Genomic DNA, 18,282 nt, shown 5'->3' with positions numbered 1-18,282 from the left:
CGTTTTTAATTATGTTTGCGTTATCGTCTGGGGCGGTAAACTCCCTTTACAGACCCGCTCCAACATTGAAATATACCGCCTGCTCGCTGTCGCTGAAAGCGACGTCTATCCCCGTGCGCAGGCCGAACTTGCGGGCCACCAGGTAGCGAAAACCGCCGCCCCAAGCCACTTCCGTCTGGTTATAAAGCTCATCCGCCTCTTTGCTGGCGCTCCCGGCGCCGACAAACCCCTGCAGCGTCCAGCGCGGCGTCATCTGCCATTCCAGCTGCGTTTGTACCGTACTGACGTAATCGCCCTGGTAGCGGTAGCGCGAGATGCCCCGCAGATTGATATAGGGCCTGGCCATCGGCGGCAGATGCCCATCGCGGTTCGACAGGGACTGGTAGTCCCCCGCCAGCACCAGCGTCAAATCATGACCGAGGGGCTGAAAATATTTGCCGTCGATGGACAGCTGGTTATAGCGATAATCTCCGCCCAGGAAGCTGGAGTAAAACTGGTACTGGCCCGTTACCGATAGCCCGCGCTGGGGATAAAAAAAGTTATCCGTCGTGTCGTACTGCACCATCAGCCCAAGCGCAGAAGTGGTGCTGTTTTCGCCCAGCACGCGCTGCAGCGCCCGGTTAATAACTTTGTTGTCCGCAGAAATATCCATATTGGCGTAAAACTGCGACGCGCCAACGAAGAACGGCGTATCGCTGACCCGAAACAGCAGCCTTTGCATACCGCCATAGCCTTTGGTCCGGGTGCTGACGCCCTTCCCCTCACCAAACCCCAGCGTATCGCCGGAATAAATGTCGAGATTGACGTCCGCATAGCCCAGCGCCACGAGGTAGCGGATGCTGTCGTTATTCCACGTGTGGCGGTGCCCGCCGCCAACAAACCACGTCCCGTTCTGGGTCCCGCCGCCGCCGAACGCCGTCATGGCCGGTGGGATCATTTTGCCGTTCTGCCTGGCCTTTGAGTTTTCGCTGTCCGCCGTGTCGTGAAGGAACAGGCCGAACAGCCCGCCGCCGTAGCCCACAGCCGGTTCGGTGATCACCACCGGAATGGGCAGAAAGCCGTAACGGTTATCCGTCAGGTATTCGCTCATATCCAGCATGCCATCCGTATCGTCTATAAAACCGCTGGCGCTGACGGCCGCGGGCAGCCCGAGCCCGACGCTCAGCAGGCACAACAGCATCCTGTTCATAAGCAGCATCCGGAAAAATGGTGATTTTGTTTTAATTTTCAAACACACACAATGATCTTTGGTGCTTTATCACTGAATTGAGCATAGACCAGCATGAAACTTATACAAGAGTACGGCTTTGCCGCCCGGATGTGACAAAACAGTTAGCTTATCTTTCGGATGAGGTGGGATGCCAGAGACGTTCTGGCAGTATTGCAGGGTGAAGTGATGTTCATTGGCGAATGACGCCGCACCTGTTCGTTTGTAGGGCTGACAGGCGCGGCGCATCCGCCACTTGGCTTGCTTAAGGGTTCAATACCTGCCGCGCCGTTTTCTCCACCAGCGCCAGCAGGATTTTAATATCCTCCAGCGTCACCGTCGGGTTCAGCAGCGTCAGCTTCAGGCAGGTCACGCCGCCGTGCTCGGTGACCCCGACGTTGGCCCGTCCGCTTTCCAGCAGCGCGTCCCCCGTTTTCTGGTTCAGCAGGGCCACATCGGCGTTTTTCTCCGGCGGCCATTCAGCCGGGCGATAGCGGAACAGCACGCTTGCCAGCTGCGGCTGCATCACCAGCTCAAGCGCTGGCTGCTCGTGAATGTAATGAGCCACGTCCTGCGCCAGGCTCACGCCGTGGTCAATAATAGTCGCGTACTGCTTCTGGCCCAGCGCCTCCAGCCCCATCCACAGCTTCAGCGCGTCGAAACGGCGCGTGGTCTGCAAGGATTTCGACACGAGGTTCGGCACGCCCTGCTCTTCGTCAAACTCGGAGTTGAGGTAGGCAGCCTGATAGCGCATCAGCTCGTAGTGGCGGGCTTCTTTTAACAGGAAGGCGCCGCAGCTGATGGTCTGGAAGAACTGCTTGTGGAAGTCGAGGGTAATGGAATCCACCAGCTCGATGCCGTCCAGATAGTCACGGTACTGCTCCGAAAGCAGCAGCGCGCCGCCCCATGCCGCATCCACGTGCACCCAGATATTGTTTTCGGCGGCCAGGCGCGCGATATCGCGCAGGGGATCGATAGCGCCGGCATCCGTGGTGCCCGCCGTCGCCACAATGGCCATGACCTGCTCGCCGTTGGCCTTCGCCTGCTCCAGCTTCTGGGCAAGGTCGCCTACGTCCATGCGCGCGAAGCGGTCAGTTTTGACCAGCGTGACGGACTGGTAGCCCAGCCCCAGCAGCGCCATATTCTTCTGCACGGAGAAGTGGGCGTGCTCAGAACAGAAAACTTTCATCTTCCTGAGATTGCCCACCAGCCCGTCCTGCTGGACGGAATGCCCCTGACGCGCGAAGAAGGCGTCGCGAGCCAGCATCAGCCCCATCAGGTTGCTTTGGGTGCCGCCGCTGGTGAAGACGCCCGCGTCGCCCGCCCCGTAGCCCACAAGGTTACGCAGCCACTCGATCAGCTTCATTTCGATGAGGGTGGCCGACGGGCTCTGGTCCCAGGAATCCATGCTCTGGTTGGTGGCGTTGATCAGCACTTCCGCCGCCTGGCTGACCACCAGGCTCGGGCAGTGCAGATGGGCAACGCACTGCGGGTGATGCACCGACAGGCTGTCTTTTAAAAAGTATTCGACAGCGCGTTCGATGGCGGCCTGGTTGCCCAGGCCCTGCGGGTTGAAGTCAAGCCTGATGCGCTCGCGCAGCTCGGCAACGCTCTTACCCTGATACATCTCAGGCTGCTTAAGCCACTGCACAACGGCCTCGCTGCTCTGGGCGATGGCCTGCTGATAGGCCTCAATACTTTGCAGTGAAGAGGACAGAATTGGATTTTGCTCGGACATTACGCTTGTTCTCCGCCGACGGGCTTCAGGCCTGCGCCCAGCATTGCCTGCTCGAATTTGTCGAGGAATATGCCCAGCTCTTCATTAGTAATAAGCAGCGAAGGCAGCAGGCGCAGCACGCTGCCGTGGCGGCCGCCGCGTTCGAGGATCAGCCCTGACTCAAAGCATTTCTTCTGCAGCAGCGCCGACAGCTCGCCGTCCGCCGGGTAGCTGCCCATGTGGTCCTGCGCTTCAGAAGGCTTAACAATCTCGATGCCGATCATCAGGCCCAGACCGCGTACGTGGCCAATAACCGGATAGCGTTTTTGCAGCTCGCCCAGTTTAGCCTTCAGCCACTCGCCCTGCGCCGCCACTTTGTCAGCCACATTGTTATCTTTCAGCAGCTGTAAAGTTTTAAGCCCGGTTGCCATTGCCAGCTGGTTGCCGCGGAAGGTGCCGGTGTGGTGGCCTGGCTCCCAGGCATCGAATTGTTTTTTGATGCCGAGCACCGCCAGCGGCAGGCCGCCGCCTACGGCTTTGGACATCACGATAATGTCCGGCTCAATGCCCGCGTGCTCAAAGGCAAAGAATTTACCCGTGCGCGCGAAGCCAGCCTGCACCTCGTCAATAATCAGCAGGATGCCGTGCTCCCGGGTCACCTTGCGGATGCGCTGCAGCCACTCGACCGGGGCCGGATTCACGCCGCCCTCGCCCTGAACGGCTTCCAGAATAACCGCCGCAGGTTTGCGCACGCCGCTTTCAACGTCGTTAATCAGGTTTTCGAAATAGTAGGTCAGCGCTTTCACGCCCGCCTCACCGCCGATGCCCAGCGGGCAGCGGTACTGGTGCGGGTAAGGCATAAACTGCACTTCCGGCATCATACCGTTGATGGCTTCTTTGGGTGAAAGGTTGCCGGTGACGGACAGCGCGCCGTGCGTCATGCCGTGGTAGGCCCCGGAGAAGCTGATGATGCCGCTTCTGCCGGTGACTTTTTTGGCGAGCTTAAGCGCCGCTTCTACCGCATCCGCACCGCTTGGGCCGGTAAACTGCAGGCAGTACTCTTTCCCCTGACCGGGTAATAAAGAGAGTAAGTAGGCGGAAAACTGGTCTTTCAGGGGGGTAGTCAGGTCCAGTGTATGTAACGGCAAGCCGCTGGTAAGGACATTTTGGATGCTTTGCAGTACGTCAGGGTGGTTATGACCCAGCGCCAGCGTTCCCGCGCCGGCCAGACAGTCAAGATAGTGATTGTTCTCAACGTCGGTTATCCATACGCCTTCGGCTTTTGCTATAGCCAGCGGCAGCTTACGGGGATAACTCCTGACATTCGATTCATATTCAGCCTGTCTGGCTAAATACGCTTCGTTGTTACCATTTAATGAATTTGCACCTAAAGTATCAATACGGACTTTATCCGTCATCATATCACTCCTACAACTGGGATTATTGGTAACGCCACAGTTGAATAATTGAAAAATAAAAGTAACGAGCGTGAGAAAAACGCGGCCAATATAGAGCCTTTTCCCCTGCGGCTCAATCATTAATTTCAATCCGAAATGATTAATTTAACAGTATACTATCAATTAGTTATGAGCAACTCGGCCTTTCGTGCTGCGTTAAGTACGTTACGCGGGCATTAATATGGAATGTAAAAAAATTGTCACAAACAGCACGAAGCCTGCGGCCTGCCAATATTTTTGCTTTCCGGCAGGGTAAAGTGCTCTCGTCTCCTGGCTAATGCCGACCGCTAATGCGAGCAGCGAAACTTTTTAAGCTTGTTTATTAATGACGTTATTTAGCACGGCAATTAAATAAGGCTGGCCTTTTAATTCCGCGCACTCTATGTGGCGGGAAAGGAATAAAAATTGATTTAAGATTATCCTCAGGTTCACGTCCCCGAACGCCAATTACCCTTCTTTTTTGAAGGGCAGATCCCATAAGAATAAGCTACAGTTTACTGGCTATTATTCAGTAAGATAGTATAAAAGCCGAGCTTTTACGCTGTTTTTCCAGGCTGGCGGAGCGGTGGGATTCAGAGGGATTATTTTTGCCTGTTTTTCCCGCAGTTTGTTATCCGTCCCGTTTAATGTTCTGGCGATGTTATCTCGCCATTGAATTGTTAATCAGGCTATGTAAAATCACGACTACTATGCTTAACCCATACGCTTAATTTTCTATCCCGGGCCAGGACTTCCCTGCCCACACGATAAAATTTTCAGGGAAAGTCACGATGAAATTGCGAAATCTGTTAGCCCTCCTTGTCGTCACAAGCGTCGTTGGCTGCAAAGCGCCGCCTCCGACCATGACGGATGACACCATTGTGACCAGCGTGGTGAACGGCGTTACGCTCACCCACCGCTACGCCGTCTCCCCACCGGCGGAATTCACGGCGATTGATGCCGACTACCGGGCGCTCTATCCGGGCTCTATTCTGAGCAAGCCAGACTTCGGTGGCAAGGTTATCGGCCAGCTGGAAAACGGCCAGACCTATCGCGTGCTGGGTCAGGTTGAACATTCGTGGCTTGCCATCGCGGAAAAAGACAAGCAGCAGCTGACGGGCTACGTGCCGATGCGCGCGCTGGTTAAAAGCGAGCTGTATGCCCAGACGCTGAAGAAAGATCGCCCGCGCCCTCGCAAAGCGGCAAAGAAAACAACCTGCGTCGCGGTGGATAACGCCAGTAAAGCCTGCCAGAACGCCAACAACGGCACCTGGATCATCGATTAGTCCTCCTGGCGGCTAGAAAGAAAGATTTAAAACAAGCAGTTACCATGAGAACATAGGGGCGCACCCGGCATTTTCTGCCCGGCTGCCGCGCCCCACTCATCATTCACTTTGGCTCAAGGATTATTATGAAACTCTGGCTGTCAGGCGTTGCGTTGCTGCTGGCATCAACAACCGTATGGGCAGGGAATTATCGTATTGTGCAGTCCCCCTCCCAGAAGCTGGACGTCTGGATCGACAACATCAAAAATAATTCGCCGCAGAGCTGGTGCGACACCGAGCTTCCCCTGCGCATTGTTGCCAACGGTGAAAAAACGCCGTCAATTCTCAACAGCTTCATGCCCCGCCTGGGCGCGCTGCTGGAAAGCCAGTGCGAAAAAATCGAGCTGGTTAACTGGCGGATGGAAGACGATAAGGGCGACACCCTTGCCTTCGGCACGGCCGCGAAAAACAGCGACTGGGCGGTGACCGTCGCGCCGGTCATTACGGAAAACACCTCTTCTGCCGAGCAGGCCAAAGAGATGTCGCCCCAGGCAGACCGCACGCCGTGGCAGGAGTTTACCCTGCAGGACGGCTGCCATCTGCGCACCTTCTGGCGTGGGGATGAAAACGCCTCCGCGCTCTTTATTCCCGATGGCAAATGCGAAAAAGGCGGCTGGCTGAACGGCCGCAGCGAAGTCATCCAGAGCGGGAAAAACGGCGAAAAACGTCTCGAAATGACCTTTGTTCACGGCTTCCCGGTCAGCGGCTTAAGCAATAATGCCAACGCGGATACGCTGCTTATCACCAGCCTGAACAACGAGCGGATGGTGGTCAGCAACGAACACGCCCCGCTTAGCTGGATGATCCTGCCCTACAAGCCCGAGCTGAACGGCTGGCAAACCACCGGCACCATTGCCGTCGAAGTTCCCCGCGAAATGGCCCTGGATGAGTCCCGGCTGCAGGCCAGGCTTAATGAGATCCGCAGGGTGTGGTCGGCCTGGCTGGAGCCCGACACAACCATTACGCTGTTGTTGATTGACTCCCTGCATCCGCAGCTGCGGGACCCGGCGGTCGGCGCATGGCGCGCCCAGAAATAGTCCGAAAACTTTTTAATTTTGAGCAGAGAAGGCATCATGATAGTTAACGACTACACGCCAGGTGTCCCCGACGCGCTGCCGCCCGGTTATCGCTTTGACGAGTTTGAAATTCAGGAAGTCATCGACTCCACCAACACGGGCATTGTCTACCGGGCCTGGGACCATCAGCTGGAGCGTGCGATTGCCATCCGTGAATTCATGCCGCGTGCCCTGACCGTGCGCAGCGACGATATGCGCCTGGTCCTGCGCAGCAAGCAGGACAGCACGGAGTTCACTACCGGCCTGAACCGCTTTATTCAGGAAGCGCGCCAGCTTGCCCACTTCAACCATCCGAACCTGCTTCAGGTGCTGCGCTTCTGGACGCTTAACGAAACGGCCTATACCGCCACCCTGTTCTACAGCGGCATCACCCTTGCGGAGCTGCAGCAGCAACAGCCCGAAATCATCGATGAAGCCTGGCTACGCGGCATGCTGCCAATGCTGTGCGGCGCGCTGGCGGCCCTGCACAGCGGCGGCTATATTCACCGCGACCTGTCGCTGAAAAGCGTTCAGATCCAGGACAGCGGTATTCCGCTGCTGCTCAATTTTGCCGCCTCACGCCGCAACGCCAGCGGGATGAGCGACGAGAGCAAAACTCTGCTGCACCCCGGCTTTGCGCCGCTGGAGCAGTACACCGAAGATCTTGAAAACCAGCTTGGCCCGTGGACCGATATTTATGCCCTGGGCGCTATCCTCTATACGCTTATCACCGGTAATACGCCGCAGGCAAGCGTGGCGCGCAGTATTCAGGATACCTGCACGCCGCTGGCGCAAAGCCAGATTGAAGGCTATTCCACCAGCCTGCTGCAGGCTATCGACAAAGCCCTCTCGCTGAAGCCCGAAGACCGCCCGCAGTCCATTGAAGCATTTGCCGCGCTGGCCGATATCCCGCTGGGGGAAGCTGGCGACGTGCCGGGGACAAAACAGCCTGGTACCATGCTGGTTGCGGTGGAAGAAGAAGAGGACGTCGCTGCAATCACCGGATGGAGGCGCTATAAATCCCCGCTACAGATTGCCGCAGGCGTAGTCGTCGGCGTGATTGCCGGCGCGCTGATTTTTGGCCGCTCGTCGCCGGAGGTGTCGGCAACAGCGGTGAAAAGCCCCGCTGAACCCGCCGTATCTAAGCCCGCGGCTAAAACGGCCCCTGCTGCGGGGAACCTGCTTGCCCGGGTTTACATTCATCTGAACGAGGGCGACCAGATGGAGGTGAACGGCAAGCCGCAGAAAAACGTTCCCACCACGAACGGCTATGGCATTCTTCAGCTTCCGGCGGGGAAATATGACATCACCCTGCGCAATCAGAGCCAGACCCGTACGGCATCGTTGTCCGTCGACAAACCCGGTACCTGGCTGTTAAATCCGCCGGAATAGCAAGCCGCGAGGAGGGTAATTTGTCTGCTTTCCTCACTTTTGCTACCTGACGACACGCAGCGGCTGTGAAATTCGTCTAAGGTTTTCATATGGTTGATCGCAGTAAACTTTCGCTGCGGTCCTGCAAAGGAGAACAATAGATGATAAATCCTGGTTTGCGCCGTCCCCGTACGTTACTGCTTGCTGTTCAGATGGCGCTGGGATGCGCCTTCGTCACCTTTACCCTTCCGGCTTCCGCCGACGAGACACCTCAGCTTCGGGCGCAGCCCCAGCCGCCGGACGCGCTGCTTGGGCCGCTGTTTACCGATGTGCAGACCGCAAAGCTCTTCCCCGATCAAAAAACCTTCGCCGATGCGGTTCCCAACGGCGATCCGCTGATGATCCTGGCGGACTACCGCATGCAGCGAAATCAGTCCGGCTTCGACCTGAAGCATTTTGTGCAGGTTAACTTCATCCTGCCGAAGGAAGGCGAAAAGTACGTGCCGCCGGAAGGGCAAACCCTGCGCGAGCATATCGACGGGCTGTGGCCGGTGCTGACCCGGACGACCGACAGCGCGGGGAAATGGGACTCCCTGCTGCCGCTGCCGAAGCCTTACGTCGTGCCGGGCGGACGTTTCCGTGAAGTTTATTACTGGGACAGCTACTTCACCATGCTGGGCCTGGCGGAAAGCGGGCACTGGGATAAAGTGCAGGATATGACCGATAACTTTGCCAGCGAAATAGACACCTGGGGCCATATTCCTAACGGCAACCGCAGCTACTACCTGAGCCGCTCCCAGCCGCCGTTCTTCGCGTTTATGGTTGAGCTGCTCGCCAGCCACGGCGGCGACGAGGTTTACAGCAAGTACCTGCCGCAGCTCAAACAGGAGTACGCCTACTGGATGGAAGGCAGCGATGCGCTGACCGCAGGCCAGGCGAACAAGCGGGTAGTCAAACTCAAGGACGGGGCAATCCTCAACCGCTACTGGGATGACCGGGATACGCCGCGTACCGAATCGTACCTCGACGACGTCACCACGGCGAAGAACAACCCCAACCGCCCCGCCACTGAAATCTATCGCGATCTGCGCGCGGGTGCGGCATCCGGCTGGGATTTCAGCTCGCGCTGGATGGACAACCCTGAGCAGCTCGGATCGATCCGCACTACGACCATCGCGCCTGTCGATCTGAATGCTTTGATGTATCAGCTCGAAAAAACGCTGGCCCACGCCAGCCGGGTAGCCAAAGACGATGCCGGTGCGGCGAAATACCAGAAGCTGGCGGACGACCGTCAGAAGGCTATCGAAGCTAATATGTGGAACGCCAGAGAGGGCTGGTATGCGGATTACGATCTTAAACGTAACGCCGTGCGCAGCCAGCTGACCGCCGCCGCGCTGTTCCCGCTCTATGTGCACGTGGCCTCGAAAGAGCGCGCCGATAAAATGGCGACGGCAACGCGCGCTCAGCTCCTCAAGGCGGGCGGACTTGCCACCACCAACGTTAAGTCTGGTCAGCAGTGGGATGCGCCAAACGGCTGGGCGCCGCTGCAGTGGGTGGCGACCGAAGGGCTGCAAAACTACGGACATAAAGAACTGGCCATGGAGGTCACCTGGCGCTTCCTGACCAACGTGCAGCACACCTATAACCGCGAGCAAAAACTGGTGGAGAAATACGATGTATCAACCACCGGGACCGGCGGTGGTGGCGGTGAATATCCGCTGCAGGACGGCTTCGGCTGGACTAACGGCGTAACGCTGAAAATGCTGGATATGCTGTGCGGTAAAGAAAAACCGTGTGATTCGACGCCGGATAAGCTGCCCTCCGCAACGCCGGGGCCGGTGACGAACGCCGAGCCCGTGAAGGCCGCTCAGTAGCTATACAGGGTGGGGAAGCCTGATTCATCCGACAACCTTAGTCAGGCTTAACCACCCTTTTCAGCGTCTGATAGCCGCTCCATACCCGGGTCAGCGTTGTCATCCAGCACAGCGCGCCAAACACCCACGCCAGCCAGGCAAACGCCTCCGGCAGCAGGCACGCCAGCACAAACAGCGCGATAGTTTCTGTGCCTTCGGTCAGGCCTCCCAGATAATAAAACGACTTGTGCGCATAGCCGGGGTTCTCAAGACTGTGCTTTTGCGCGACCGCTGCAAAGGCAAGGAAGCTGCTGCCGGTGCCGATAAACGCGAACAGCAGCCAGCCGCCCGCCACGGCGTTTTGTGCCGGGTCAGCAAGAATAAAGCCGAACGGCACCAGCGCGTAGAACAGAAAATCCAGTGCGATATCAAGAAAGCCCCCCGCATCCGTCAGCCCTCGCCTTCTGGCCAGCGCCCCGTCCAGGCCGTCGAATAAGCGGTTGAGCAGGATGACAACCAGCGCTGCGCCATACCACTGTAGCGCCAGAAACGGCAGCGCCAGCACGCCAACGGCGAAGCCGAACAGCGTTAGGCCGTCAGGGGTAATGGAGGGTTTATCCAGCACGCTCACCATCTGGTTAAGCGCTGGCTTAATACGTGGATGCAGGTAGCTGTCAAACATCGCGCTTTTCCCCGCCCTTCGGCACGCACAGGCCCTGAGCGGGAATATCCAGCGCCGCGTTAAACCGTGCGGAGAGATTCTGAAAAGCGATCAGGGCCGTCAGTTCGGTAATCGCTTTATCATCGAAGTGGGTTTTAAGCGTGGCTTTCAGTTCGTCCCCGACCGCAGGCGGCGTAGCGGTCATAGCGTCCGCATAGGCCAGCGCGGCGCGTTCACGCTCGCTGAACAGCGTTTCCTGCGGCCAGTTCGCCACCGCCAGCACTTTGTCCATCGACCCGCTGCGCTCTGCGAGCCGCAGGCTGTTGGCATCAATGCAGAACTCACAGCAGCACCGCTGGGACACGCGGGTCATCACCAGCGAGCGGGTCACGGCGTCGATTTTCGCCCGGCGGCGCTCAAGGAAGCCGACAAACAGCGCAATCAGCCAGAAGAGATACGGGTAGCGCCCCCACCAGCGGGTGGGGTTCAGCACCGCGCCAAAGTGCTTTTCCTGCATGGCCACAATCGGACGCAGGCTTGCGGGCAGCTTGTTAAGCGGTGCCACCCACGGAGATTTATTTGTCATGATTCAGCAGGGCTCTCAGGGTTTTACGCGACGCCAGACCAGCGGATTGGTGCTCAGCGTTTTATCGTCCCGCTGACACTGCAGCAGTACGCCGCCCTCGGCTTTTACCACCGCACCTTCGGAATAGTTTTTATCTTCATAGATACAGCACTGGTTACACGGCTGGGCGCGCTGAGTCTGGTTGGTGAAAACCTCCGGCGGAACGTTGATGTCCAGCTGTGAATCAAGACGCTGCGCCATCCCCGGCAGGCTCACCATCAGCGCCGCGACGCCGACGAGCAGGCTTTTTGTTCGCATCCTCACTTCCCTCTTTTTTTGCCCAGCTTTTGCGGGGTTTTTTATTGTCTTCCGGCGCTTTAATGCCTTTAAAGGCATGACGGACCGGGGTCGTTCTGGCCTGGTGAATCAGCTCATAAAGCGTATTCACCAGCGGCTGCATAAAGTCCTGATAGCGGCACTGCTTTTCGCTGATTTGCGTCAGCGTCGATTCCCAGTGCGCGGTCATGTCCGGCCTTGCGGCCAGCTCCGGCAGGGAGTGAATCAGCGCGCGTCCCGGAGGGGTGGAGATAATATAGCGCCCTTTTTTCACCAGGAAGGAACGCTTAAACAGCAGTTCGATGATCCCCGCGCGCGTAGCTTCCGTCCCCAGGCCGTCCGTGGCGCGCAGGATCTTCTTCAGATCTTTATCCTGTACAAAACGGGCAATGCCGGTCATGGCCGAAAGCAGCGTGGCGTCGGTGAAGTGGCGCGGCGGCTGGGTTTGTCGCTCAACGACCTCCCCCTTCTCGCACAGCAGCTCGTCCCCTTTGGCGACCACCGGCAGCGGGGTGCCGTCGTTTTCCTCGTCGCGCTCTTTGTTGCCCAGCAGCGTGCGCCAGCCCGCCTCGGCCAGGAATCTCGCTTTGGCGTTGAACTTGCCGCCCGCGATGTCCAGGTCGATGGTGCATTTGCGGAACACCGCGTCGGCGCAGAACTGCATTAAGTATTGTCGGGCAACAAGGTTATAAACTTTAGCTTCATTTTCCGTCAGCGAGACGCGGGAGCTGCGCGCCGTCGGGATAATCGCATGGTGGGCATCAACTTTTTTGTCATCCCAGCAGCGGTTGCGAATATCGGTATCCACCGCAGGCTGCGGCAGCAAATCTGGCTGATGCACGCTGATGGCGTTCAGCACCGAATGCCGCCCGGCGTAGTGCTCTTCCGGCAGATAACGGCAGTCGGAGCGCGGATAGGTAATCAGCTTGTGGGTTTCATACAGCTTCTGGCAGACGTCGAGCACGTTTTGCGCGCTGAGGCCGAAGCGCTTCGCCGCTTCGATTTGCAGGCTGGAGAGGGAAAACGGCAGCGGCGCCACTTCGGATTCCCGCTTATCGTTATAGGCAGTGACAACGGCGGGCTGCCCGCCAATGCGGTTAACGACGTGCTCGGCAAGCGGACGGTGCAATAAACGCCCTTCTTCATCCTGGTAAGGTTCGCAGGATTCGCTGGGGATCCAGGTCGCCACAAAACGTTCGTCTGCCGGGGTGATGATATGGGCTTTTACTTCGAAGAAATCTTTCGCAACGAAGTTTTCAATCTCTTCGTCGCGGCGTACCACAAGGCCCAGCACCGGCGTCTGCACGCGCCCTACGGACAGCACGCCCTGGTAGCCCGCGTTGCGCCCAAGAATGGTGTAAGCGCGGGTCATATTGATGCCGTAAAGCCAGTCCGCCCGTGCGCGGGCAAGCGCCGAAACGCATAGCGGGATAAATTCGCTGTTGGAGCGCAGGCGGGAAATGGCGCGCTCCACGGCCTGCGGGTTGAGATCGTTAATCAGGCAGCGCTGCACCTGCTGACGCTTTTCAGGCGGGAGCTGGAGGTAATCCAGCACTTCATCCACCAGCAGCTGCCCTTCGCGGTCCGGGTCACCTGCGTGAACCACTTCGGTAGCCTGATCCAGCAGCTTGCGGATGGCGTTGAGCTGTTTGGTGACCGAAGGACGAGGCTGCAGCTGCCACTTTTCCGGCACAATGGGCAGGTCGGCAAGATTCCAGCGCGCATAGCGCCCGTCGTAGGCGTCCGGCTGCGCCTGCTCCAGCAGGTGGCCGATACACCAGGTGACCACCTGCCCGTTGCCGCACTCGATAAAGCCGTCACCGCGACGGTGGGGCTTGGGCAGCACGTCTGCAATTGCACGCGCCAGGCTCGGTTTTTCCGCAATAAACAGCCGCATGTGATTACAGGATCTCGATCATCGGTCGTCCCGCGCGGGCGGTTTTCAGTTCGCCAATGGCGGTAAGTTTAATGCCATTTTTCTCTGCCACGGCGGCAACGGCCTGTTCCGCATCTGCACGAACGGCCAGCAGCAGCCCGCCGGAGGTCTGGGGATCGCAAAGCAGATCGCGATGCGCGCTGGACATCTCCCCCATCAGGTGGCCATAGCTGGCGAAGTTACGTCCGGTGCCGCCCGGCACGCAGCCCTGGGCGATGTACGCTTCGACCTCCGGCAGTTTTGGCACCTTATCGAACCACACTTCCGCCTGAACGCCCGCCCCCTGGCACATTTCGCTGAGGTGGCCCAGCAGCCCGAAGCCGGTCACATCCGTCATGGCGGTCACGCCTTCAATGTCGGCAAACTCCGCGCCGGGCTTGTTAAGCTGGCACATCACTTCGGCGGCAAGGCCATAATGTTCGGGTTTGAGCAGGGATTTTTTCTCGGCGGTGGTCAGCACGCCAATGCCCAGCGGCTTGGTGAGATAGAGCCTGCAGCCCGCTTCCGCCGAGCTGTTTTTCTTCACGCGATCGGTCGGCACGATGCCGGTAACAGCAAGGCCAAAAATCGGCTCCGGTGCGTCGATGGAATGCCCACCCGCCAGGGAAATCCCCGCCTGCTGGCAGACAAAACGTCCGCCCTCAATGACCTTGCGGGCTATTTCCGGTGCGAGGGTATTCACAGGCCAGCCCAGAATGGCAATCGCCATAATGGGTTTACCGCCCATGGCGTAGATATCGCTGATGGCGTTCGTCGCCGCGATGCGCCCGAAGTCAAACGGGTCATCCACGATCGGCATAAAGAAGTCAGTGGTGCTGATGACACAGGTACCGTTGCCCAGATCGTAAACCGCCGCGTCGTCGCTGGTTTCGTTCCCCACCAGCAGGTTCGGGTCGACAAACTTCGCCTGCTCCGACTGCAGAATGGTTTGCAGCACCTTCGGGGAAATTTTACAGCCGCATCCGGCACCGTGGCTGTACTGCGTTAAACGAACGGTTTGCTCACTCATGGACATCTCCTGTCATTGGCAATCGCTCTATGTTAGCGCTCAAATGAAGGAGTAGTAAGTGTGCGTGTCTGAATTGCGCTGCTTTCGCTCACAATCCAGACAGCTTTGCGTTAATTGTTCAGAAATGCCGCACGAATGGTGTGGTATCCGGTACGGAAATGGTGGTGGAGGCTTTCAGCTGCGGGGTACCGAGATAGAGGAAGCCGACAACCTCGTCCTGCTCGCGGCAGTGAAGAGCTTCGCGAACCGCTTCGCTTTCCGTCCACAGCCCGGTGCGCCAGATGCCGTTGAAGCCCTGGGCCACCGCGGCCATTTGCATCGCCATCACGGCGCAGCCCGCAGAGACAACCTGCTCCCAGACCGGAACTTTGTGCTCGTCGTCGCAGTGGGCGACAACGGCCAGGATCAGTGGCGCACGAAACGGCGCGGTGCGCGCTTTCTCTATGCCCTTCTCGTCCATCTCTTCGGCAATGGCGGCGGCTTCCAGCACTTTGCTGAACCGTTCGCGGCCCTCGCCTTCAATCACGATGAAGCGCCACGGCTGTAACGTACCGTGATCGGGCGCACGCATACCGGCGCGGAAAATGTTTTCCAGCGTTTCACCCGCCGGGGCTGGCTCGCTCAGACGTGAGGCGCTGCGGCGGTTTAGCAGTAGTTCGAGTGCATCCATTAGGTAACTCCTGTAGTGATTTTCATTCACAAAATTAACACGCCCGTGCCTTTTGTTACAGCGCCGGGCCGAATTCCTGCTGACTTTTGGCCGAGGGCTATTTAGGATAGCGGTCACTTTGGCTGTCATTCTGGACAGCCCTGGATTCAGACGGCGACGGAGAAGACATGCGTACCATAGGGCGTTTTATTGCCGGTTTCTTCAAGTGGACATGGCGTCTGCTTAATTTCATCCGAGAATTCATTCTCAATATGTTCCTGATCCTGCTGGTGCTGGTTGGCGTCGGCATCTGGCTGCAGGTGAGCAGCACCTCTTCCGAGCCGTCCCGCGGCGCGCTGCTGCTGGATATTACCGGCGTGGTGGTCGATAAGCCGTCGGTGAGCAATAAGCTCGGCGTCATTGGCCGCCAGCTGCTCGGGGCCAGCTCCGACCGCCTGCAGGAAAACTCCCTGTTTGATATCGTGGATGCGATTCGCCAGGCGAAAGACGACCGCAATATCACCGGCATCGTGCTGGATCTGAAAGAGTTCGCCGGGGCGGATCAGCCTTCAATGCAGTATATCGGCAAAGCGCTGCGCGAGTTCCGCGACAGCGGTAAACCGGTCTACGCCACGGGCGACAGCTACAACCAGAGCCAGTACTATCTTGCCAGCTTCGCCAATAAAATCTGGCTGTCGCCGCAGGGTATGGTCGATCTGCACGGGTTTGCTACCAACTCGCTCTACTACAAATCCCTGCTGGATAAGCTGAAAGTCTCTACGCATATCTTCCGCGTGGGCACTTACAAATCAGCCGTAGAGCCTTATATTCGTGACGATATGTCCCCTGCCGCCCGCGAGGCGGACAGCCGCTGGATTGGCGAGCTGTGGCAGAACTATATCGGTACTATCGCCGCTAACCGCCAGATCACCCCTGAGCAGGCGTTCCCGGGGGCGCAGGGCCTGCTGGATAACCTGACTAAACTTGGTGGCGATACGGCGAAGTACGCGCTGGACAGCAAACTGGTTGATGAGCTGGCGTCCGGCGCTACCGTCGACAAAGCGCTGATCAAGCAGTTCGGCTGGAGCAAAGAGAACAAAGACTTCAGCTACACCAGCATGTACGACTATCAGGTGAAGAAAGCGCCTGACCAAGGCGGCTCCATCGCGGTGATCTTCGCCAACGGCGCCATCATGGACGGCGAAGAAACGCCGGGCCAGGTCGGCGGCGACACCACTGCGATGCAAATTCGCGAGGCGCGCCTGGATCCAAAAGTGAAAGCCATTGTCCTTCGCGTTAACAGCCCTGGCGGTAGCGTATCCGCCTCAGAGGTGATCCGAGAAGAGCTAGCCGCAGCGCGTGAGGCGGGTAAACCTATCGTTGTCTCTATGGGCGGCATGGCGGCATCCGGCGGCTACTGGATTTCAACGCCTGCGAACTACATCGTAGCTAACCCAAGCACGCTGACTGGTTCAATCGGGATCTTTGGCGTGATCAACACCGTTGAGAACTCGCTGGACAGCATTGGCGTGCACACCGACGGCGTGTCAACGTCGCCGCTGGCAGACGTTGCGGTCACTAAAGCGCTGCCGCCGGAAGTCGGGCAGATGATGCAGCTGACCATTGAAAACGGCTACAAGCGCTTTATCGGCCTGGTCGCCGAGTCCCGTAAGAAAACCCCGGAGCAGATCGACCAGATAGCCCAGGGCCACGTCTGGACCGGTCAGGATGCGAAAGCCAACGGCCTGGTGGACAGCCTGGGCGACTTCGACGACGCGGTTGCCAAAGCGGCCGAGCTTGCGAAGCTGAAAAGCTGGCACCTGGACTTCTGGCAGGACGATCCGAGCTTCGTGGATATGGTGTTTAACAGCATGAGCGGCTCAGTGCGCGCCATGCTGCCGGAGGCGATTCAGGCTTACCTGCCTGCCCCGCTGGCGGACGCAGCGCTGGCGGTAAAAGCGCAGAACGACAAGTTCGGCACCATGAACGATCCGCAAAACCGCTACGCCTTCTGCCTCACCTGCGGAGATGTAAGGTAAGCAAACCTAAGCAATAAAATCAGCCCGGCAATCGCCGGGCTGATTTTTTCCCGCCAGCCCCTTATACTGCGCCCCATAATGTAAAAAGCCCTGAGTCCACTCATGCAAAAAAAATCCATCTACGTTGCCTATACCGGCGGTACCATCGGTATGCAGCGCTCCGAACACGGCTATATTCCGGTCTCCGGCCACCTCCAGCGCCAGCTGGCGCTGATGCCTGAGTTCCATCGCCAGGAGATGCCCGACTTCACCATTCATGAATACCAGCCGCTGATGGACTCCTCGGACATGACGCCGGAAGACTGGCAGCATATCGCCGACGACATCAAAGCCCACTACGACGAGTACGACGGCTTCGTGATCCTGCACGGTACGGACACCATGGCGTTCACCGCCTCCGCGCTGTCGTTTATGCTGGAGAACCTCAGCAAGCCGGTTATCGTCACCGGATCGCAAATCCCGCTGGCGGAGCTGCGCTCCGACGGGCAGATCAATCTGCTGAACTCGCTCTACGTGGCGGCCAATTTCCCAATCAACGAAGCGACGCTGTTCTTCAACAACCGTCTCTATCGCGGGAACCGCACCACCAAAGCCCATGCCGACGGCTTCGACGCCTTCGCCTCCCCGAACCTCGCTCCGCTGCTGGAGGCAGGCATTCATATTCGTCGTCTTAATACCCCCGCTGCGCCGCACGGTGAGGGCGAGCTTATCGTTCACCCTATCACCCCGCAGCCGATTGGCGTGGTGACCATTTATCCTGGGATTTCCGCCGACGTGGTGGGTAACTTCCTGCGCCAGCCGGTTAAAGCGCTGATCCTTCGCTCCTACGGCGTGGGCAATTCGCCCCAGCACGGCGCGTTTCTGAGAGAGCTTCAGGAAGCCTGCTCGCGGGGCATTGTGGTGGTTAACCTGACCCAGTGCATGTCCGGTAAGGTGAATATGGGCGGCTACGCGACGGGCAACGCGCTGGCCCAGGCGGGAGTGATTAGCGGCTATGATATGACGGTGGAAGCCACGCTGACCAAACTGCACTATCTGCTTAGCCAGGGGCTGGACGTACAGGCCATCCGCGAAGCAATGTCCTGCAACCTGCGTGGCGAACTGACGCCGGACGAGTGAGGAG

Annotated in this window: 15 protein-coding genes; 6 read left to right on the top strand and 9 right to left on the bottom strand. The window is 58.3% G+C overall.

The features are described from left to right. Positions 1-46: 46 nt before the first annotated feature. From AAE045_RS18625 to AAE045_RS18615, 3 genes are all read right to left on the bottom strand, one after another. Positions 47-1,198, bottom strand: a complete 1,152-nt coding sequence (locus AAE045_RS18625; RefSeq protein ID WP_455548981.1) for a BamA/TamA family outer membrane protein — start codon at positions 1,196-1,198, stop codon at positions 47-49. A gap of 274 nt (positions 1,199-1,472) precedes the next feature. Then, positions 1,473-2,945 (bottom strand): pyridoxal phosphate-dependent decarboxylase family protein, encoded by a 1,473-nt coding sequence (locus AAE045_RS18620; protein WP_455548980.1) that lies wholly within the window; start codon positions 2,943-2,945, stop codon positions 1,473-1,475. Further along, on the bottom strand, positions 2,945-4,342 hold the full coding sequence (locus AAE045_RS18615; protein WP_455548979.1) for a diaminobutyrate--2-oxoglutarate transaminase: 1,398 nt from the start codon (positions 4,340-4,342) through the stop codon (positions 2,945-2,947). Before AAE045_RS18615 ends, AAE045_RS18620 begins: the two co-directional genes overlap by 1 nt. Positions 4,343-5,151: 809 nt before the next feature. Between AAE045_RS18615 and AAE045_RS18610 the strand changes: the two genes are divergently transcribed. From AAE045_RS18610 to treA, 4 genes are all read left to right on the top strand, one after another. After that, on the top strand, positions 5,152-5,646 hold the full coding sequence (locus AAE045_RS18610) for an SH3 domain-containing protein (RefSeq protein ID WP_455427878.1): 495 nt from the start codon (positions 5,152-5,154) through the stop codon (positions 5,644-5,646). Positions 5,647-5,771: 125 nt separating this feature from the next. Beyond that, the gene (locus AAE045_RS18605; protein WP_455548978.1) at positions 5,772-6,722 is read left to right on the top strand and encodes a hypothetical protein; all 951 of its coding nucleotides are present in this window, start codon (positions 5,772-5,774) and stop codon (positions 6,720-6,722) included. A gap of 36 nt (positions 6,723-6,758) precedes the next feature. Then, positions 6,759-8,132 carry a serine/threonine protein kinase gene (locus AAE045_RS18600; RefSeq protein WP_455548977.1) on the top strand — a complete coding sequence of 458 codons (1,374 nt, stop codon included), beginning with the start codon at positions 6,759-6,761 and terminating at the stop codon, positions 8,130-8,132. A 140-nt stretch (positions 8,133-8,272) separates the two neighbouring features. Continuing rightward, positions 8,273-9,985, top strand: coding sequence for an alpha,alpha-trehalase TreA (gene treA / locus AAE045_RS18595; RefSeq protein ID WP_455548976.1), 1,713 nt, complete (start codon positions 8,273-8,275; stop codon positions 9,983-9,985). Positions 9,986-10,022: 37 nt separating this feature from the next. On the opposite strand, the gene AAE045_RS18590 is transcribed toward treA, so the two are convergent. From AAE045_RS18590 to AAE045_RS18565, 6 genes are all read right to left on the bottom strand, one after another. Next, positions 10,023-10,646 carry a CDP-alcohol phosphatidyltransferase family protein gene (locus tag AAE045_RS18590; RefSeq protein WP_455548975.1) on the bottom strand — a complete coding sequence of 208 codons (624 nt, stop codon included), beginning with the start codon at positions 10,644-10,646 and terminating at the stop codon, positions 10,023-10,025. Beyond that, entirely contained in the window at positions 10,639-11,211 is a 573-nt protein-coding gene (locus AAE045_RS18585; protein WP_455548974.1) for a carboxymuconolactone decarboxylase family protein, read from the bottom strand. The genes AAE045_RS18590 and AAE045_RS18585 overlap by 8 nt, the downstream gene beginning before the upstream one ends. Before the next feature lie 15 nt (positions 11,212-11,226). Further along, positions 11,227-11,469, bottom strand: coding sequence for a DUF1496 domain-containing protein (locus AAE045_RS18580; RefSeq protein WP_455549022.1), 243 nt, complete (start codon positions 11,467-11,469; stop codon positions 11,227-11,229). Further along, a complete protein-coding gene (locus AAE045_RS18575; RefSeq protein ID WP_455548973.1) occupies positions 11,435-13,423 on the bottom strand; it encodes a DNA topoisomerase III in 1,989 nt (662 codons plus the stop codon). The genes AAE045_RS18580 and AAE045_RS18575 overlap by 35 nt, the downstream gene beginning before the upstream one ends. Positions 13,424-13,427: 4 nt before the next feature. Continuing rightward, positions 13,428-14,471: a selenide, water dikinase SelD gene (gene selD, locus AAE045_RS18570; RefSeq protein ID WP_455548972.1), complete on the bottom strand. Its 1,044-nt coding sequence runs from the start codon at positions 14,469-14,471 to the stop codon at positions 13,428-13,430. A 118-nt stretch (positions 14,472-14,589) separates the two neighbouring features. Continuing rightward, positions 14,590-15,141 carry an NAD(P)H nitroreductase gene (locus tag AAE045_RS18565; protein ID WP_455548971.1) on the bottom strand — a complete coding sequence of 184 codons (552 nt, stop codon included), beginning with the start codon at positions 15,139-15,141 and terminating at the stop codon, positions 14,590-14,592. Positions 15,142-15,308: 167 nt separating this feature from the next. Here AAE045_RS18565 and sppA point away from each other — a divergent pair, with 167 nt between their 5' ends. Together sppA and ansA are read left to right on the top strand one after the other, a co-directional pair. Continuing rightward, positions 15,309-17,159, top strand: coding sequence for a signal peptide peptidase SppA (sppA, locus tag AAE045_RS18560; RefSeq protein ID WP_455548970.1), 1,851 nt, complete (start codon positions 15,309-15,311; stop codon positions 17,157-17,159). 102 nt (positions 17,160-17,261) lie between these two features. Next, positions 17,262-18,278 carry an asparaginase gene (gene ansA / locus AAE045_RS18555; protein ID WP_455548969.1) on the top strand — a complete coding sequence of 339 codons (1,017 nt, stop codon included), beginning with the start codon at positions 17,262-17,264 and terminating at the stop codon, positions 18,276-18,278. The last annotated feature ends 4 nt before the right edge of the window (positions 18,279-18,282 follow it).

The sequence above is a fragment of the Dryocola clanedunensis genome (assembly GCF_038405435.1).
Classification (GTDB): domain Bacteria; phylum Pseudomonadota; class Gammaproteobacteria; order Enterobacterales; family Enterobacteriaceae; genus Dryocola; species Dryocola clanedunensis_A.
The sequence above is the reverse complement of the archived record's forward strand: the minus strand, read 5'-3'. Positions and strand labels throughout refer to the sequence as shown.

What these genes read in the sequence shown, in the direction of transcription:
- treA (WP_455548976.1), top strand. Translation starts at nt 8,273, where the DNA reads ATGATAAATCCTGGTTTGCGCCGTCCCCGTACGTTACTGCTTGCTGTT.
- selD (WP_455548972.1), bottom strand. Translation starts at nt 14,471, where the DNA reads ATGAGTGAGCAAACCGTTCGTTTAACGCAGTACAGCCACGGTGCCGGA.
- AAE045_RS18575 (WP_455548973.1), bottom strand. Translation starts at nt 13,423, where the DNA reads ATGCGGCTGTTTATTGCGGAAAAACCGAGCCTGGCGCGTGCAATTGCA.
- ansA (WP_455548969.1), top strand. Translation starts at nt 17,262, where the DNA reads ATGCAAAAAAAATCCATCTACGTTGCCTATACCGGCGGTACCATCGGT.
- AAE045_RS18625 (WP_455548981.1), bottom strand. Translation starts at nt 1,198, where the DNA reads ATGCTGCTTATGAACAGGATGCTGTTGTGCCTGCTGAGCGTCGGGCTC.
- AAE045_RS18590 (WP_455548975.1), bottom strand. Translation starts at nt 10,646, where the DNA reads ATGTTTGACAGCTACCTGCATCCACGTATTAAGCCAGCGCTTAACCAG.
- AAE045_RS18600 (WP_455548977.1), top strand. Translation starts at nt 6,759, where the DNA reads ATGATAGTTAACGACTACACGCCAGGTGTCCCCGACGCGCTGCCGCCC.
- AAE045_RS18605 (WP_455548978.1), top strand. Translation starts at nt 5,772, where the DNA reads ATGAAACTCTGGCTGTCAGGCGTTGCGTTGCTGCTGGCATCAACAACC.
- sppA (WP_455548970.1), top strand. Translation starts at nt 15,309, where the DNA reads ATGCGTACCATAGGGCGTTTTATTGCCGGTTTCTTCAAGTGGACATGG.
- AAE045_RS18565 (WP_455548971.1), bottom strand. Translation starts at nt 15,141, where the DNA reads ATGGATGCACTCGAACTACTGCTAAACCGCCGCAGCGCCTCACGTCTG.
- AAE045_RS18610 (WP_455427878.1), top strand. Translation starts at nt 5,152, where the DNA reads ATGAAATTGCGAAATCTGTTAGCCCTCCTTGTCGTCACAAGCGTCGTT.
- AAE045_RS18620 (WP_455548980.1), bottom strand. Translation starts at nt 2,945, where the DNA reads ATGTCCGAGCAAAATCCAATTCTGTCCTCTTCACTGCAAAGTATTGAG.
- AAE045_RS18580 (WP_455549022.1), bottom strand. Translation starts at nt 11,469, where the DNA reads ATGGTGAGCCTGCCGGGGATGGCGCAGCGTCTTGATTCACAGCTGGAC.
- AAE045_RS18615 (WP_455548979.1), bottom strand. Translation starts at nt 4,342, where the DNA reads ATGACGGATAAAGTCCGTATTGATACTTTAGGTGCAAATTCATTAAAT.
- AAE045_RS18585 (WP_455548974.1), bottom strand. Translation starts at nt 11,211, where the DNA reads ATGACAAATAAATCTCCGTGGGTGGCACCGCTTAACAAGCTGCCCGCA.